Genomic DNA, 14175 nt, shown 5'->3' with positions numbered 1-14175 from the left:
CCGGTCCACCTGCACCGACGTAGCTGCACAGGAAGGTGGTCTCCGTGACCGCGAACGAGCCCACCCACGAGCCCGGTCTCGAGAACCTGCTCACCGAGGAACGCCGTTTCCCGCCGAGCGCCGAGTTCGCCGCGCAGGCCAACGCGCAGCACGACCTGTACGCGTGGGCCAACGCCGACCGCCCGAGCTTCTGGGCGGACCAGGCCCGAGAGCTGCTCAGCTGGGAGAAGCCGTTCGAGGAGGTCCTCGACTGGTCCGGCGCTCCGTTCGCCCGGTGGTTCGCCGACGGCACCCTGAACGCGGCGTACAACGCGGTCGACCGGCACGTCGAGGCGGGCAACGGCGACCGGGTCGCCCTGCACTTCGAGGGTGAGGGCGGCGACACCCGCACGATCACCTACGCCGACCTGCAGCGCGAGGTGTCCAAGGCCGCCAACGCGTTCACCGCGCTCGGCGTGGGCACGGGCGACCGCGTCGCCATCTACCTCCCGCTGATCCCCGAGGCCGTCGTCACGATGCTCGCCTGCGCGCGCATCGGCGCACCGCACTCGGTCGTGTTCGGCGGCTTCTCGGCGGAGGCCCTGGCCAGCCGCATCAACGACGCCGAGGCCAAGCTCGTGGTCACCGCGGACGGCGGCTACCGCCGCGGCGCGGCCAGCGCGCTGAAGCCCGCGGTGGACGACGCGATCGCCAAGGGCACGCCGTCGGTGGAGCACGTCCTCGTCGTGAAGCGCACGAACCAGAACGTCACCTGGAACGACCGCGACGTCTGGTGGTCCGACGTCGTCGACACGGCCAGCGACCAGCACACGCCCGTCGCGGTGGAGGCCGAGCACCCGCTGTTCATCCTCTACACGTCGGGCACCACGGGGAAGCCGAAGGGCATCTTCCACACGACCGGCGGCTACCTGACGCAGGCGGCGTACACCCACCGCAACGTCTTCGACCTCAAGGCCGAGACGGACGTCTACTGGTGCACGGCCGACGTCGGCTGGATCACCGGCCACACCTACGTCGTCTACGGGCCCCTGATCAACGGCGCCACGCAGGTCATCTACGAGGGCACGCCCGACACCCCGCACCGCGGGCGCTGGTGGGAGATCATCGAGAAGTACAAGGTCACCATCCTGTACACCGCCCCCACAGCCATCCGTACGTGCATGAAGTGGGGCGAGGAGATCCCGGGCAAGTTCGACCTCTCGAGCCTGCGGGTGCTCGGGTCGGTGGGCGAGCCCATCAACCCCGAGGCGTGGATCTGGTACCGGCGCGTCATCGGTGGCGACAAGGCCCCGATCGTCGACACGTGGTGGCAGACCGAGACCGGCGCGATCATGATCAGCCCGCTGCCGGGCGTCACCGAGACCAAGCCGGGGAGCGCGCAGGTCGCGCTGCCGGGCATCGCGGCGGACGTCGTCGACGACGAGGCGCACTCCGTGCCGGACGGCTCTGGCGGCTACCTGGTGATCACCGAGCCATGGCCCTCCATGCTGCGCGGCATCTGGGGCGACCCGGACCGCTACAAGGAGACCTACTGGTCGCGGTTCCAGAACCTCTACTTCGCGGGCGACGGCGCCAAGAAGGACGACGACGGCGACATCTGGCTGCTCGGCCGCGTGGACGACGTGATGAACGTGTCCGGCCACCGGCTGTCGACCACGGAGATCGAGTCCGCGCTGGTCAGCCACCCGTGGGTCGCGGAGGCGGCCGTCGTCGGCGCCAACGACGAGACCACGGGCCAGGCGGTCGTCGCGTTCGTCATCCTGCGCGGCGACGCCGCCGGCAAGGACCAGGAGGCGGACGCGGTCCAGACCGAGCTGCGCAACCACGTGGCCAAGGCGATCGGCCCGATCGCCAAGCCGCGCCAGATCCTCGTCGTCGCGGAGCTGCCCAAGACGCGCTCCGGCAAGATCATGCGCCGTCTGCTGCGCGACGTCGCCGAGAACCGTCAGGTGGGCGACGCGACGACCCTGGCGGACTCGTCGGTCATGGACCTGATTGCGCAGGGCTTGGCGGCGCCGGGGGCGAAGCAGGAGGACTGATCCGGAGCGAAGCGGAAGGTGGGGGCGCGCCAGCGCACCCGCCTGCAGCGCAGCGCAGGATCAGTGCGACCATCAAGCAGGAGGACTGATCCGGAGCGAAGCGGAAAGGTGGCGGCGCGCCAGCGCACCCGCCTGCAGCGCAGCGCAGGATCAGTCCGACCATCAAGCAGGAGGACTGATCCGGAGCGCAGGATCAGTCCGACCATCACGCAGGAGGACTGACCTCGCGGGCCTCGGCGGACGCCTCTGCGGCGGCGTTCGCCGGGCTCAGGGCCAGGGCCACGCAGCCGACGAGGGCGAGCGCGATGCCGAACGCGGCGGCCGGGTCCCAACCGTCGCGGATCCGGTCGCCGAGCACCCAGATGCCGACGACCCCGGGCACCACGACCTCGAGCACGGAGACGACGGCGGCCGCGGTCCCCACGGACCCGCGCTCGAGGGCGCGCAGGTAGGCCAGGGCACCGGCGACGGCGCACAACGCGATCGCGACGGCCAACGGCTGGAAGATCGTCGCCCAGAACCCCTCCGACTCCGTCGCGGCGCGGGCGGCGATCGCGGCGCCCGAGTACCCGAGCCCGCCGATCACCGCGAGGACGACGGGCGGCCCGTTCCGGTAGAACACCACGAGCAGCACGACGAGCCCGGCCGAGGCCGCGATCATGATCGCGACGAAGCCCCGCGGCGCCGGCACCGCGGGCTGCTCCCCACCCGCGAGCGACACGATCACCAGGGCGACGACGACCGCGACCACGGCGGCCACGTCGACGGGCCGCATGCGGGTGCCCAGCACGAACCGCGCCAGCACGACGACGACCACGAGCGACGCGGCGATGATGGCCTGCACGACGAACAGGGGCAGCTTGTCCAGCGCGACGAGCGAGAGCACCCAGGCGAGGCCGTCGACCACGAACGCGGCGATCACCAGAGGCTGCTTGATGACGGCGAGCCCGGCGGCGCGACGCGTGGCCACGGCCTGCATGATCGTGCTCACGCCGTAGGCGGTCGACGACACGATCGCCGCCAGCAGCGCCCAGATCACGCCGGCGCCCCGATGCTGCCCAGGAACCGGCCGATCACGGGGATCTCGGTGACGCCCTCGGCGCCGGCCAGGACGAGCGCCTGCGTCGCGACGAACTCGACGGAGTCGAGGAGCACGTACCGCGGCACCCAGCCCGGGTCGAACTTCTCGTTGAACGTGCTGAGGGTGCCCATCTGCGTCCCCTCCGACATCCTCTGCAGCAGCGGACGCGTGATGGCGTCGATCCGGGAGCCGGACTCCTCGCCCTCGAGCACCTCGCGCATCATCGCGAAGTTCAGGCCCAGACCCCGCTCACCGCGCCCGGCGAGCTCGGCGATGGTGGCGACGATGTTCGCGTCGATCAGTCCGTTGGGCAGGCCCTCGACATCCGTGCGACGGCGCATCACGTCGAGCGACCAGCCGCCGATCGCCGTCGCCGGGACCCACTGGCAGAAGGCGTCCACCCGCCCCTCCGACGAACGCGTCACCGAGAGCATCAGCCCGGTGTCCTCCGGCTGGAACAGCCGCGACAGGGTCATCGAGAAGCCGCGCTCGACGTCGCCCTGCCGCGACTCCTCGCTCATCGACATGATCTCGGAGCGCAGCCGCGGGTCGAGCGCCGACGGGTCGTGGAACGTCGTCGTGTACCCGGCGCGCTCGATCCGGTTGACCGCCTGCCGCAGCGACTTGTGCGCGCGTCCTTCCAGGCTGAACGTCGGGCAGTCGACGATCGCCTCGTCGCCCAGGTAGACCGTGCGCAGCCCGCTCGACTCGTAGGTGGGCAGCCAGTCCTGTGCCGCCCCGATCACGCTCACCGACCAGCCGAACTCCTGCGCGTAGCCGAGGAACTCCGCCCAGACGAGCACCCGCTCCTCGACCGGTCCGACGGGGTCGGGCGAGACGAGGCAGACCCCGGCGCGCACCGAGTGCGCGACCACCGACGACCCCGAGAAGAACCAGTCCTTGTCGTCGCGCAGCGCGAAGTAGTCGAGCGTGCCCGAGCCGTACCGCTGCACGACGAGCCGTGCCCGTTCGCGCTCGTCGTGGTGGTCGGCCGGGCTGAGTCGGACCGGCCGGCGGGGCGAGAGGAGCGACCAGAGCATGGCGACGACGAAGACGAGGGTGAGCACGAACGTGACGGGCTGGATGATCCCGGCGTAGCGCTCGACGTCGTCGGCGGACGCATCGGTGGCGACGAAGTACACGACCAGCCCGACGAAGAACACGACCACGAACACGACCGCCGCGACCGACCAGAGGACGGCTCGGCGCACGGCCCGCGCGGTCGGCAGGACCGGGAACGACCGCGCCTGCGTGGCCAGCCAGACGATCCCGGCGCCGAGCAGGAGCGCCGAGAAGACGTCGAGCCCCTTGGCGAGGTGGACCACGACGGAGACCGACAGCATCGCGAGCGTGGCGATCCACGCGAGCCGGTGCCCGCGGCGCAGCCCGCGCGCGGTGAGCATCAGGGCCAGCGAGACGATCACCAGGGTCGGCCGGGCGGTGTGCACGACGAGCCCCGGGACGGTGTCGCGGACCAGTCCCATGTCCTTCCACAAGGGGTGGACCGCCGCCGAGACGAGCCCCAGGATCGCCAGCACGAGCACGACCCGCGACGCCAGCACCCGGACGCGCACACGGCGTCGCTGCTCGTCCAGTGCCGTCCGCGCGACCCGCGGGACCAGCACGCTGCCCGCGGCCGTCATGCGTGCAGTCTGCCGAAGGACTCGTCGGGGTGCGAGGCTGTCGCGCATGCTGCAGGCCGACGACCAGCCAGGCGAACACCTGCCGCAGGACGTGCTGCGCGAGCTCGGCAGCGGCAGCGACTGGATCAGCTCGTGGTGGACCGTCGCCGTCGTCGGTGTCCTCGCGGCCCTCACGATCGCCTGGGCGGTGCGGCGGCGTCGGCGCGAGCGCCGCTCCTGGCCCCTGTGGATCTGCGCCGGCCTGGCCGTCCTGCTCGGGCTCGGCGTCGCGACCAACGCCTATGTCGGCTACATGCCCAACGTCGCCGCGGCCCGGGTGACGCTCGCCAGCTGGGGCATCGGGACGGTGCACGGGATGAAGCACGGCCACCCGTCGGAGCGGACGGGGAACGCCGACGAGGGCACGGTCGAGTCGGTCCACGTCGCCGCTCCGGCAGCCGACCGCATGCCGGGCGACTCGCTGACCTGGATCTACACGCCCCCGGGGTTCGACGACTCGGGAAAGACCCGCTACCCCGTCGTGTACCTCGTGCACGGCAGCCCGGGTGCGAGCGGCGACTGGTTCGCGGCCGGCGCGCTCCCGCACACGATGGACGTGCTGCTCGCGCACCGGCTGGTGCAGCCCATGATCGTCGTCGCGATGGACGTCAACGGCACCGGCCCGAGCGCGGTCGACACCGAGTGCCTGGACTCGACGACCGGGGGCTCGCAGGTGTCCACCTACATCAACGACACCGTGGTGCCGTGGGTGGACCGCACCTACCCGACGAAGGCCGACTGGAAGCACCGGACCGTCGGGGGCTTCTCGTCGGGCGGCTTCTGCGCTCTCGACCTGGGCCTGCAACCGCCGACCCAGTTCGGCGTGATCATGGCGATCGAGCCGTACGGCGACCCGGGCACGGGCGGGACGGCGATGCTCGCGACGAAGGCGGAGTGGGAGGAGCACGACCTCACGAAGCGCTCCAGGACCATGCCGCTGCCGCACGAGGTCGCGCTCTACGTCGCGCTGGCGAGCCTCGACCACGGCGCCCCGTCACACAACGGTCCCGAGATCGCCACGAACCTCGAGGGCCGCGGCGACACGACGCTCGTCATGACGTTCGAGGGTCAGCGGCACACCTGGAACATGGCCCGCGCCGCGCTCCCGCACGGCCTCGTCTTCGCGTCGGCCCACATGCCACCGCCGACGTGACGCGTCAGCGCGACCAGAGCGTGCGCAGGTTGTGGACCGCCTCGCGGCCGGCACGGTTGGCGCCGACGGTCGACGCGCTCGGGCCGTAGCCGACGAGCTGGATCCGCGGGTCCGCGACCACCTGCGTGCCGTCCATGACGATCCCGCCGCCCGGCGCGCGCAGGCGCAGCGGGATGAGGTGGTCCAGCGACGCCCGGAACCCTGTGCACCACAGCAGCGTGCGCGCCGCGACGAACGAGGGACCGTCCACCCAGCCGTCGGCGGGCGGCTCGTGCGGGTCCCACGTCACGCCGTCAAGGGTGATCCGGGAGAACATCGGCCGCGCCGTGAGGATGCCGGCCGTGATGCCCAGGCGGTACTCGGGCGTCAGGGGCAGGCCGGTGACCGAGACGATGCTCGACGGCGGCAGCCCGGCCCGGGTGCGGGCGTCCACCTGGGCGACCGCCTCGCGGCCCAGCTCGGGCGTGAACTGGACGTCGCGCCAGGCGGGCGGGCGCCGGGTGACCCAGGTGGTCGTCGTGACGCGAGAGAGCGCGAGGGTCAGCTGGACCGCGGAGGTCCCGCCACCGATGACCACGACGTGCCCGTCGGAGAGGTCCTCGGGGAGCCGGAAGTCCCGGGCGTGCAGCTGGCGTCCGCCGAACGTCGCGACCCCCGGGTAGGTGGGCCAGAACGGCTTGCCCCAGGTGCCCGACGCGTTGATCAGCCCGCGGGCGCTCCACTCGACCACCTCGTCGGGACGCGTCACGCTCTGGCTGCGCACCAGCAGGCGGCCGTCGTCGGTCGACGACACGCGCGACACCCGCACGGGCCGCTGCACGCGCAGGTCGAACGCCTCCTCGTACTGCGCGAAGTAGTACGGGACCGCGAACGCCGCGGGCTCGGACGGGTCGGGCGCGACGAGCGGCATCCCCGGCAGGTCGTGCACGCCGTGCGCGTCGGCCATGGTCAGGCCGGGCCATCGGTACTGCCACGCACCGCCCGCCTGGGGCGCGTCGTCGAGGACGACGAACGTCTCCTCGGCGCTCGCCCAGCCGGGCTCGCCGACGGCGACGAGGCCGCTCTTGCGCAGGTGGTACGCCGCGGAGAGGCCGGCCTGTCCGGCACCGATCACCACGACGGTCACCTCGACCGGCCCGGAGGGCGCGGACGTCCGGGCGCGCCGGGACCGGCGGGTCTCCGGGGGGCTCTGGGACGGGTCCATGGCCCGCCCAACCTACCCGCTCGCCCCGGACGACCCCGAGCGGGTCCGACCCCCTTCACCGGAACGCGCGCAATTGTTGGACAGCCGTCCGGTTCCACCCGTGGTGGGATGGCCTCATGGTCGACACGTCCACGCAGGTCGTCGTCACGGCGACAGCCGGTCCCCTGTCCACGACGGCCGCCGACGACGTCCGTGCCCTCGCGCACCGCGCCGCCGGTGCCGACGGCGTCGCCCCGCTCTCGGAGCAGCCCCTGCTGTGGCTCACCGAGCCGGAGGCGCCGGCTGTCCACCTCAAGGCCGCGCTGGGCGACGTGCTCGTCGGCTACGCACAGCTCGACGTCGGGTCGCAGACCAGCGTCAAGGCCGAGCTGGTGGTCGACCCGGCCCACCGCCGCTCCGGCGTCGGCAGGGCGCTGCTGGACCGGGCCCGGGCCGAGGCCGAGGTCGTCGACGAGCGCGAGCTGCGGGTGTGGGCGCACGGCGACCTGCCTGCCGCCCGGGCGTTCGCGCGGGCGGCCGGGATGGCGGTCGTGCGCGAGCTGCTGCAGATGCGCCTCGACCTCACGGCGCGGCCGCAGCAGGAGACCGCGCTCCCCCCGGGCGTGACGGTGCGCGCGTTCCGGCCGGGTGCCGACGAGGACGCCTGGCGCCGCGTCAACTCGCGCGCGTTCTCGCACCACCCCGAGCAGGGCCGCATGACGTCGGCGGACCTGCGGGCACGCGAGGCCGAGGACTGGTTCGACCCCGAGGGCTTCCTGCTCGCGGAGCGCGACGGCCAGCTGCTCGGCTCGGTGTGGACCAAGGTGCACCCGGCGGGCGAGCACGGTCCGGACCGCGTGGGCGAGATCTACGTCGTGGGCGTGGACCCGGACGCCCAGGGCCTCGGCCTCGGTCGCGCTCTCACGGCGCTCGGCCTGGACCACCTGACCAGCGGCGGGCTGACGGCGGCGATCCTCTACACCGGCGCCGAGAACACCGTGGCGGTGCACACCTACGAGCGCGCAGGCTTCGTCACGGCCGGTGTGGATGTGATGTTCGGCTCCGATACCAAGAGTTCACCGAGGGATGTCACGATGGGCGCATGACGGACCTCACCGCCCTCGACCCTGACCTCGCGGCCCATATCGCGGAGCATGTGCGCCCGGCCGCGGTGACCGAGGTCGAGGACGTCGAGCTGGAGCTCGAGCCGCTGCCCGACGACCGTTTCCTGGACCGTGAGCTGTCCTGGCTGGCGTTCAACCAGCGGGTGCTGGAGCTGGCCGAGGACCCCGATCTGCCCCTGCTCGAGCGGGTGCGCTTCCTGGCGATCTTCGCCTCGAACCTCGACGAGTTCTTCATGGTCCGCGTGGCCGGCCTCAAGCGCCGCATCGCCACGGGCATCGCGGTCACGGCCGCGTCCGGGGCGTCCCCGCGCCAGGTCCTCGAGGCGATCAGCGAGGAGGCGCACCGGCTGATGTCCCGGCACGCGGCGGTGTTCGCGGACCAGGTCCAGCCCGCGCTCGCCGACGAGGGCATCACCCTGGTGCGCTGGAGCGACCTGGGCGAGTCGGAGCAGGACCGGCTGCGCAAGTTCTTCCGCCGGCAGATCTTCCCGGTCCTGACGCCGCTGGCCGTCGACCCCGCGCACCCGTTCCCGTACATCTCGGGGCTGTCGCTCAACCTCGCCGTCGTGGTGTCCAACCCCTCGACCGGCAAGGAGCACTTCGCCCGCGTCAAGGTGCCGCCGCTGCTGCCCCGGTTCATCGCGGTCGACGCCTCCGGCCGGCCCAGCGCCCCGGACGTGCAGGCCGCCTCTCTGGAGCGCGGCCCGGTCAGCTTCGTGCCCGTCGAGGACGTCATCTCCGAGCACCTCGAGCAGCTGTTCCCCGGCATGGTCGTGCAGGAGCACCACACGTTCCGCGTCACCCGCAACGAGGACGTGGAGGTCGAGGAGGACGACGCCGAGAATCTCCTCAAGGCCATGGAGAAGGAGCTGCTGCGCCGCCGCTTCGGCCCGCCGGTCCGCCTCGAGATCGCCGACGGCATCAGCCCGCGCATCCGCAGCCTGCTCATCCGCGAGCTCGGGGTCGACGAGGAAGAGGTCTACGAGCTGCCCGCGCCGCTCGACCACACCGGCCTGCACCTCATCGCCGACCTGGACCGCGCCCCGTTGCAGTACCCGCGGTTCGTCGCATCGACCCCGCGCCAGCTGGCCGAGGTGGAGAGCGCGACACCGGCGGACATGTTCGCCAAGATCCGCGAGCGCGACATCCTGCTGCACCACCCGTACGACTCGTTCAGCACCTCGGTGCAGCAGTTCCTGCAGCAGGCGGCCGCCGACCCGCAGGTGCTCGCCATCAAGCAGACCCTCTACCGCACCTCGGGCGACTCCCCCATCGTCGACGCCCTCATCGACGCCGCCGAGGCCGGCAAGCAGGTCCTGGCGCTGGTCGAGATCAAGGCGCGTTTCGACGAGCAGAACAACATCTCGTGGGCCCGCAAGCTCGAGCAGGCGGGCGTCCACGTCGTGTACGGCATCGTCGGCCTCAAGACCCACTGCAAGCTGTCGCTCGTGGTCCGCCAGGAGGCCGACGGCCTGCGTCGCTACTGCCACATCGGCACCGGCAACTACAACCCGAAGACCGCGCGCCTGTACACCGACCTCGGGCTGCTCACCAGCGACCCCGAGGTCGGCCAGGACCTCACGCGGCTGTTCAACCAGCTGTCCGGGTACGCGCCGAAGTCGAGGTTCCACCGCCTGCTCGTCGCGCCGCGCTCGGTGCGCAACGGCCTGATCGAGCGCATCGACCGCGAGGCCGCCGCCGCGCGCGAGGGCCAGCCGGCGTGGATCAAGATCAAGGTCAACTCGATGGTCGACGAGGCCACGATCGACGCCCTCTACCGTGCGTCGCAGGCCGGAGTGCCCGTCGACCTCGTGATCCGCGGCATCTGCGCGCTGCGTCCGGGAGTCCCCGGACTGTCGGAGACCATCCGGGTCCGCTCCATCCTCGGGCGCTTTCTCGAGCACTCGCGCATCTTCGCGTTCGCGTCCTCCGTGAAGCCCGAGGACGCGACCTTCGAGGGGCCGGAGGTCTACATCGGATCCGCGGACCTCATGCACCGCAACCTCGACCGTCGCGTCGAGGCGCTCGTCCGGATCGCCGACCCCGACCAGGTCAGCGAGCTCATCGAGCTGCTCGACGAGTCGATGGACGACGGCACCGCGTCGTGGCACCTCGACTCGAACGGTGCCTGGGAGCGTCACTACGTCGGCGTCGACGGCCCCCTCGTGGACCTGCAGGCGGCCCTGATCAGCCGGCAGCGCCGCAAGCACGGCAAGGGCCGGTGAGCCCCACGCAGGCGCCGGTCATCGTCGAGGCGGCCGGCGCGATCGTCTGGCGCGTGCGTCTGGAGAAGCTCCAGGTCGCCATGGTGCACCGCCCGCGGTACGGCGACTGGTCCTGGCCCAAGGGCAAGGTCGACCCGGGCGAGACCATCCTCGGGGCCGCGACGCGTGAGGTGGCCGAGGAGACCGGCCACGACGTCGTCCTCGGCGTGCCGCTGCCCGGTCTCGAGTACGGCCTGTCGGACGGCCGCCGCAAGCGCGTGCACTACTGGGCGGCCCAGGTGGCCGGCCGACCGGACGCCGCTGCCCTGCGCGCGCGCCCGCCGGTGCCCCCGGTGAGCCCGAAGGAGATCGACCAGCTGCGCTGGTTCGACGCCGACGTGGCGTTCAAGCGGCTCACCCGGCCCGACGACCAGGAACCGCTCGACGACCTGGTCGAGGCGTACGCGAAGGACCGTCTGGACACGCGCGCGCTGGTGGTCGCGCGGCACGGGACGGCCCGGCGCCGCGCGGACTGGAAGGGCACCGAGCTCGACCGCCCCCTCACGCCCGAGGGCCACCGTCAGGCGAACGCCTTGACCCCGATCCTGTCGACGTTCGGCGTCGGCCGCGTGGTGACCAGCGCGTGGGCCCGGTGCGTCAGCACAATGGCGCCCTACGCCGCGGCCGCACAGGTGGTGCCCGAGGTGTCGGCCATCCTCACCGAGACGTCGCACCACTCGTCGCCGGCCAAGGTCGCGGCCGAGGTGCTGAGCCTGCTCGAGGCGCACGCCGACGTGGTCCTGTGCACCCACCGGCCGGTGCTGCCGACGGTCGTCGACGTGCTCGCGCAGCACGCGGGCCGGCAGATCGCCGACGCGCTGCCGCACGCCGACCCGTTCCTGCACCCCGCCCAGGTCCTGGTCGCGCACGTCGCGCAGACGCCCAAGGGGCCCCGCGTGGTGGCGACCGAGACGCACCGGCCGCACGAGGTCTAGCGGGCGCCGAGGCCCAGCAGGATCGGGTTGAGGATCCAGTAGACGATCGCCGCGACGAGGGCCGCGGCCGGGATGGTCAGCACCCACGCGTACGCGATGTTCTTGGCCACGCCCCAGCGGACCGCCGACACCCGCTTGGTGGCGCCGACGCCCATGATCGCCGAGGTGATCGTGTGGGTCGTCGAGACCGGGGCGTGGAACCAGTAGGCGCTGCCGTACAGGACCAGCGAGGCGACCGACTCGGCGACGAAGCCGCGGGCCGGGTCGAGCTCGATGATCTTGCGCCCGAGCGTGCGCATGATGCGCCAGCCGCCCGAGTAGGTGCCCAGCGAGATCGCCGTCGCGGCGGAGAGCTTGACCCACAGCGGGATCGAGTCGCCCTCGTGGAACCCGCCGGCGACGAGCGCCAGGACGATGATGCCCATGGTCTTCTGCGCGTCCTGCAGGCCGTGGCCGAGGGCCATCGCCGCGGCGGACGCGGTCTGCGCGAGCCGGAACCGGCGCTGCGTGCGGGCCGGCGCCCGGTTCCGCACGATCCAGAGCAGCAGGACCATGAGCAGGAACGCGCCGAGGAAGCCGATGATCGGGGAGAAGACCATGGGCAGGACCACCCGGTCCCAGATCTCGCTCCAGTGCACGGTCACGCTGGCGGCGATGCCGACGCCGGTCAGGGCGCCGATGATCGCGTGCGTCGACGAGGACGGCAGGCCCAGGCGCCAGGTGATGAGGTTCCACGCGATGGCACCGACGAGGGCGGACAGCACGATGATCAGCCCCTCCTCGGGGCTGACGTTGTCGATGCTGATGATGTCCTCGGCGATCGTCGTCGCCACGTTGGTGCCGAGCAGGGCGCCGAGGAGGTTGAAGAACGCCGCCATGAGCAGCGCGACGCGCGGGGTGAGCGCGCGCGTGGAGACCGAGGTCGCGATGGCGTTGGCGGCGTCGTGGAAACCGTTGGTGTAGTCGAAGCCGAGCGCGAACACCACGACGATGATGACGAGCGCGATCTCCACCGCGGTCAGGACTCCTTGAGCGCGATGGTCTCGACGGTGTTCGCCACCTTCTCGAACGCGTCGGCCGCGTCCTCCAGCCGCTCGACGATCTCCTTGATCTTCATGAGCTGGATCGGGTCGGTGATCTCGTCGAACATCTGGGCAAGCAGCTTGCGGTGGATCTTGTCGGCCTGGTTCTCGAGGCGGTTGACCTCGACCCAGTACTCGGACAGCGAGTCCATCGAGCGCAGGCGCGGCATGGCCTCGGCGGTCAGCTCGGCGGCGCGCTGGAGCACCTGGACCTGGTCGGACACGCGGGCCGGCAGGTCGTCCACCTTGTAGAGGACGATCAGGTCGGCCGCTTCCTCCATGAAGTCCATGCAGTCGTCGAGGCTCGACGCGAGCGTGTAGATGTCGTCACGGTCGAACGGAGTGACGAACGTCGAGTTCAGGCGGCGCATGATCAGGTGCGTCGCCTCGTCAGCCTCGTGCTCCGCGTCCGCGATGCGCTTGCCGATCTCCTTGCGGGTCGACCGGTCGGCACCGAGCATCTCGCCGAGCAGGTTCGCACCGGTGACGAGATGGGTCGCCTGAGCGGCGAAGAGGTCGAAGAACGTGGTGTCGCGCGGGGTCAGGCGCAGGCGCACAGCAGGCTCCGTGGAGGGGGGAGGAGGACGGGGATCAGGCTAGGTCACGGCCGGTCGAATGCCTAACGCGCGGCAGCGCGCGCATGGACACATAGTGACAGGCCGGTAACGGCCGCGGATCACCCGCGCGGCGTACACGGCATCGCGCACCAGCGCACTCCGGGTGCGACGACGCCGGGCCGCGGAGCGCCTCTCGGCGCGGGGCCGCTCGAAGCGGCTTGAGATGGAGCCCGGGGCTACCGCGACCCGACGTCGCTGCCCATTCTAGTCCCGACCTCGTTCGACCAGGCCTACTCGAGCTTGTCCGCACGCCACAGCGCGGCAGCCCGGGACAGCTCCTCAGCCGTCCGGACGAGGGATGCCGCACCGCGCGTCAGCCGGACCGCACCGGTCGGGTCCACGTCGTCGAGGTGGTCGGCGTCGAACGCGGCCCCCGTCGCGAGGACCTGGCAGAAGGCCGCCGCCCGCTCGAGCGCGACCGCAAGATCACCCGTGTAGACACCCGAGAGCACCGCGTCGGCGACCGCCCGCACGTCGTTCGGCCCGGGCGCGTCCGCGACCCCGGCGACCGCGTCGTGCACCGGCGCCGCGGCGACCCCCAGCCGGTAGCGGTCCGCGATGGTCTCCGGGTCGCGGCGCACCCACTCGCGCAGCACGTAGAGCCGCCACAGCGCACCCGGCAACGTCTCGGCGGGGCTGTCGGACCACAGCGCGGCGACGACGTCGAGCCCTTCGGTCTCCACGAGCGAGACCAGCCGCGCCACCACCTCGGGATCCGCGTTGGCCCGGCCCTGGTGCACCAGGGCCGCCGCCGTGGTGTGCGCCGCGTCGTTGCGCACGGCGGGGTCGTACCCGCCCGGCAGCTCGTCGGCCGCGGCCGGGTCCAGCATCGCTGGCCGACGGGGGCGCCGTGCGCCGGGTGTCGCGTCCATCGCACGATCTTGCACCGCGTTCGCACCGACGGCCAGCAGGTCGGCGCGTCGCCGACCTCGTGCCGACGACGTGCGGAGGGACCGCCTGAGGTCCAAGGTGGGTTGCAGGTCCGGGGAGCGCCCCGGCGACACGGAGGTCAGGG

Annotated in this window: 11 protein-coding genes; 5 read left to right on the top strand and 6 right to left on the bottom strand. The window is 72.1% G+C overall.

The features are described 5' to 3' along the window. The first annotated feature begins 44 nt into the window (after positions 1-44). Positions 45-2039 carry an acetate--CoA ligase gene (gene acs / locus AC1DUE_RS16345; RefSeq protein ID WP_477040468.1) on the top strand — a complete coding sequence of 665 codons (1995 nt, stop codon included), beginning with the start codon at positions 45-47 and terminating at the stop codon, positions 2037-2039. Between the two features lie 205 nt (positions 2040-2244). On the opposite strand, the gene AC1DUE_RS16340 is transcribed toward acs, so the two are convergent. Together AC1DUE_RS16340 and AC1DUE_RS16335 are read right to left on the bottom strand one after the other, a co-directional pair. Then, entirely contained in the window at positions 2245-3078 is an 834-nt protein-coding gene (locus tag AC1DUE_RS16340) for a hypothetical protein (RefSeq protein ID WP_477040467.1), read from the bottom strand. Then, on the bottom strand, positions 3075-4763 hold the full coding sequence (locus tag AC1DUE_RS16335; protein ID WP_477040466.1) for a bifunctional lysylphosphatidylglycerol flippase/synthetase MprF: 1689 nt from the start codon (positions 4761-4763) through the stop codon (positions 3075-3077). Before AC1DUE_RS16335 ends, AC1DUE_RS16340 begins: the two co-directional genes overlap by 4 nt. A gap of 46 nt (positions 4764-4809) precedes the next feature. Between AC1DUE_RS16335 and AC1DUE_RS16330 the strand changes: the two genes are divergently transcribed. Next, complete coding sequence (locus tag AC1DUE_RS16330) at positions 4810-5955, top strand: alpha/beta hydrolase (protein WP_477040465.1); 1146 nt, start codon at positions 4810-4812, stop codon at positions 5953-5955. Positions 5956-5959: 4 nt separating this feature from the next. Here the strand turns inward: AC1DUE_RS16330 and AC1DUE_RS16325 are convergent, their stop codons facing one another. Beyond that, complete coding sequence (locus AC1DUE_RS16325) at positions 5960-7159, bottom strand: FAD-dependent oxidoreductase (protein ID WP_477040464.1); 1200 nt, start codon at positions 7157-7159, stop codon at positions 5960-5962. A gap of 116 nt (positions 7160-7275) precedes the next feature. On the opposite strand from AC1DUE_RS16325, the gene mshD reads away from it, so the two are divergent. Genes mshD through AC1DUE_RS16310 form a run of 3 tightly spaced genes read left to right on the top strand, consistent with a single transcriptional unit; the run spans position 7276 to position 11461 of the window. After that, positions 7276-8244 carry a mycothiol synthase gene (gene mshD / locus AC1DUE_RS16320; protein ID WP_477040463.1) on the top strand — a complete coding sequence of 323 codons (969 nt, stop codon included), beginning with the start codon at positions 7276-7278 and terminating at the stop codon, positions 8242-8244. After that, positions 8241-10487: an RNA degradosome polyphosphate kinase gene (locus AC1DUE_RS16315; RefSeq protein WP_477040462.1), complete on the top strand. Its 2247-nt coding sequence runs from the start codon at positions 8241-8243 to the stop codon at positions 10485-10487. The genes mshD and AC1DUE_RS16315 overlap by 4 nt, the downstream gene beginning before the upstream one ends. Next, entirely contained in the window at positions 10484-11461 is a 978-nt protein-coding gene (locus AC1DUE_RS16310) for an NUDIX hydrolase (protein ID WP_477040461.1), read from the top strand. Before AC1DUE_RS16315 ends, AC1DUE_RS16310 begins: the two co-directional genes overlap by 4 nt. On the opposite strand, the gene AC1DUE_RS16305 is transcribed toward AC1DUE_RS16310, so the two are convergent. The 3 genes from AC1DUE_RS16305 to AC1DUE_RS16295 form a co-directional block, all read right to left on the bottom strand. Further along, complete coding sequence (locus AC1DUE_RS16305) at positions 11458-12474, bottom strand: inorganic phosphate transporter (RefSeq protein ID WP_477040460.1); 1017 nt, start codon at positions 12472-12474, stop codon at positions 11458-11460. The genes AC1DUE_RS16310 and AC1DUE_RS16305 overlap by 4 nt on opposite strands. 5 nt (positions 12475-12479) lie before the next feature. Continuing rightward, a complete protein-coding gene (locus AC1DUE_RS16300; protein WP_477040459.1) occupies positions 12480-13100 on the bottom strand; it encodes a DUF47 domain-containing protein in 621 nt (206 codons plus the stop codon). A gap of 290 nt (positions 13101-13390) precedes the next feature. Then, positions 13391-13990: a hypothetical protein gene (locus AC1DUE_RS16295; protein WP_477040531.1), complete on the bottom strand. Its 600-nt coding sequence runs from the start codon at positions 13988-13990 to the stop codon at positions 13391-13393. Between the last annotated feature and the right edge of the window lie 185 nt (positions 13991-14175).

The sequence above is a fragment of the Cellulomonas sp. P4_A2 genome (assembly GCF_056402515.1).
This window is presented reverse-complemented; position numbering and strand designations above follow the sequence as displayed.